Annotated in this window: 1 protein-coding gene and 4 pseudogenes; 2 read left to right on the top strand and 3 right to left on the bottom strand. The window is 60.2% G+C overall.

Going from position 1 to position 3,070, the window contains the following annotated elements; genetic code table 11:
• The coding region (locus K4G67_RS16790) for a transposase (protein ID WP_239807408.1) at positions 1–255 on the bottom strand (255 nt) is incomplete at its 3' end.
• A 57-nt stretch (positions 256–312) separates the two neighbouring features.
• Positions 313–561 (bottom strand): annotated as a pseudogene (locus K4G67_RS16795) (transposase); the annotation flags it as partial.
• 20 nt (positions 562–581) lie between these two features.
• On the opposite strand from K4G67_RS16795, the pseudogene K4G67_RS16800 reads away from it, so the two are divergent.
• Positions 582–1,167, top strand: a pseudogene (locus K4G67_RS16800) (transposase); the annotation flags it as partial.
• Between the two features lie 194 nt (positions 1,168–1,361).
• Here the strand turns inward: K4G67_RS16800 and K4G67_RS16805 are convergent.
• Positions 1,362–2,337, bottom strand: a pseudogene (locus K4G67_RS16805) (IS5 family transposase).
• A gap of 153 nt (positions 2,338–2,490) precedes the next feature.
• On the opposite strand from K4G67_RS16805, the pseudogene K4G67_RS16810 reads away from it, so the two are divergent.
• A pseudogene (locus tag K4G67_RS16810) lies at positions 2,491–2,862 on the top strand (integrase core domain-containing protein); the annotation flags it as partial.
• Positions 2,863–3,070: the final 208 nt, after the last annotated feature.

The raw sequence follows: 3,070 nt of genomic DNA on the forward strand, positions 1-3,070 counted from the left end.
GCCAGCGGAAACTGCAGCCAGCAACCGGTCCCACACCCCGGCTTTGCGCCAGCGCACGAACCGGTTGTAGCAGGTCGTCGGCGGACCGTAGCGCTCGGGTATCTCAGCCCACGGCGAACTCGTGCGGAACCGCCAGAGGATGCCGTTCAACACCCGCCGATCATCAACACACGGCACCCCGCGAGGCTTGTTCGGTAGCAAAGCCTCGATGATCGACCACTCTGCATCCGTTAGTTCGTATCGTCGCAGCGCCATCAAGCCCTCCATCACAATGAAGAACCTGAATCATGCGGCCCCGCAGATCACAAGCCGTTTTATGAGTTTACCGCCTAGTATATCGCGCTCCTCGGTCACCCGGGCCAGCTCACGCTTCAGCTGGCGGATCTCGGCATCCTTGCCGGCATCGCCAGACACCACCTTCGCTAGTTGCCGCTTCCATGCGTACAGCGAATGCTGACTGACGCCGAGCAACTTAGAAACCTCCGCCACCAGATAACCGCGTTCGGTGATTTGAGCCACCGCATCACGCTTGAACTCATCGCTGAAATTGGGCTTCCCCATCGTCGTCTCCTGTCCTTAAAATTAGGATAGAATACGTCCCGAAATCTAGGGGCTACTCTGTGCTGACGGAGGCAGAGGCGGGTACGAAGACCACTGATCTGGCCCGGCACGGGGTTTCGGAAGCGACGATCTACAACTGGGAGGCCAAGTATGGCGGGCTGGAGGTATCCGAGGCTCGGCGTCTGCGGAATCTCGAGAGCGAGAACGCGAAGCTCAACCGGCTGCTGGCCGACACGATGGTGGACAACGTGGCGCTGAAGGATCTGCTCTCAAAAAAGTTGTGACGCCCGCCGCAAAGCGGGAAGCTGCTGCGCATCTCCAGGTATGCCACGGGATAGGTGAGCGGCGGGCGTGCCGTGTCATCGAAGCCGATCGCAAGAGCGCGCGCTACCGTTCCACCCCGGCACGATGACGCTGCTCTGCGTGAGAAGTTGTGCGAACTGGCCAACCAACGGCGTCGGATCGGCTATCGCCGTTTGCCCATCCTGCTACGGCGAGCCGGGGTGATGATCAACCGCAAGAAGACGCAGCGGCCTTCCAAAGAGGAAGGTCTGTCGGTGAGGCCGCGACAATCGCAGGCGCGCTGTGGGGAGCAGAGCACCAGCCGGACACCCGCAAACAATCACAAGTTTGGCGGAATGATTGGCTGGGTCGCTGAGGCGGCGTGAGAGGTCGCATTCGAAGGCGTCGATGGGCTGTTCTGCGAAGGTGTTTCTCGGCTTTTGAAGTGACTCCTTGGATTTCAGGCGCACCTATCCCGTGGAGGCACGCCGTCCGCGGAATATCAAGCTGTCGAAGTTCTAGATCAGGTTGGCCAGCGTCAGTTTGGTTTGCGCCCTGACGATGCCGATGGTGCGGATGAAGAGCCCATAGCGGTTCTTCTGTTGGACGACGACATGCTCAACCCTAGCCCGCGCGGCTGTCTTTGCACCATCGGCACGCGACATGTGCTCTGGCATCAGCTTGCCCATGGGCTTCCGGCGATGGATGCGGCTTTTTAGCGTCAGCCAAGCCTCGTTTTTCTGGCTGCGATAGGCGCGGCCGGCCCAGATATTGCCAGCGGTGTTGCTTGTGTCGATTACTTGTCGCAGCTGGCGCCCATCACTTTCTGCGGCCGAGGTCACCGGCGCCTTTCGGATGAATCCAGAGCGCCGATCGATGCTGATGTGCGACTTGTAGCCGAACACCGGCGGGGCGATCTGAGACAGCGGCGTTCCGTCGGGACGATAGCGGATCTTGCCCCCGACCGTCAGGGTCCAGCGCGCATCGGTATCCTTCTGGTGCGCTTTGCCCGGCTTGCCGCGCCAGATCTGCTTTGGTGACTTGCCGGCCTTGATGGCAGCCTTTCTTACTGCGTATTGCGCTGGTTGGGCGCAGGAACCAGGCTTGCATCGACAATCTGCCCCCCATGGCGAGATATCCAGCCTCGCGCAGTTGCTGCTCGAAAGCATGCGTCAACGCCTCGATTGTGCCGCTCTCGGTGAGCCGATTGCGGTAATGGCGGATGGTGTTCTCATCAGGCGTTGAGCCGCCCAGATCAAAGCCGAAGAAGCGCACCGACGATAGTCGATCGCGGATCAAGAACTCCATGCGCGCATTCGACAGATTATGTTATGCATGGACCACCAACACCTTGAACGTCGTGACCGGATCAAACAGTGGCCAACCGCCCTTGGCTCCGTCGCTATGGCCAAGCCCCCGGGTCAAAAGCGGCCGGAAGCGTTCGAACTCTACCGCGCCCGACAAAGCCTCCAGCGGATCGCCGTCCTTGCTCAGACGCTCTAGGTGCTACGCCAATGAAAACAGGCTGTGCGGCTGCATCGAGACTCTTCGTCCAATCTACGGAATGAATCATAATTAGCACGTCAACGCGAGGGGTTTCTGTGGGTGTCCAGCTCCGGTGCTTGCCCTGCCGAACCAACGCTGAGGACCTTGGACTTTGTTCACGATCAAATCGCTTCTGGCCGACGGTTCCGCGTGCTCAACGTGGTCGATGATGTGACCAAGGAGCGCCCGGTAGCGGTGCCGAACACTTCGATCTCGGATCACCGTGTCGTGCGTGGGTCGACCCAGCTTATCGCTCAGCGGGGCAAGCCGGGGATGATCGTCGGCGACAAAGGCACCGAACTCACCAGCAATGCCGCGCTCGCGTGTTGTGGCCAGATCGGGGTGGAGTGGCATTACGTCGGCCCGGGCAAGCCGATGCAGAACGGCTACGTGGAGAGCTTCAATGGCCGCATGCGCGACGAACTGCTGAACGAGACCCTGTTCCTCGGCATGATCCATGCACGGTCGGGGATTACAACCGGGTGAGACGACACTCGTCCTTGGCTACGCAACCCAGGAGGCGTTTGCCGCCAAACTGGATAAGCAATGGGCTGATGCGCAAAACAACCGCCCGGCTTTGCTCCCACGTGGAGAAAGGTGGGGGTCATGTGTGGACGGCCTCTGCTGCGCAAGGGTTTTCTGCACTGATGATTTCGGTCGGGTGCATCCATGTGTTCGGCCT

The organism is Croceicoccus hydrothermalis, from assembly GCF_022378335.1.
Classification (GTDB): Bacteria; Pseudomonadota; Alphaproteobacteria; order Sphingomonadales; family Sphingomonadaceae; genus Croceicoccus; species Croceicoccus hydrothermalis.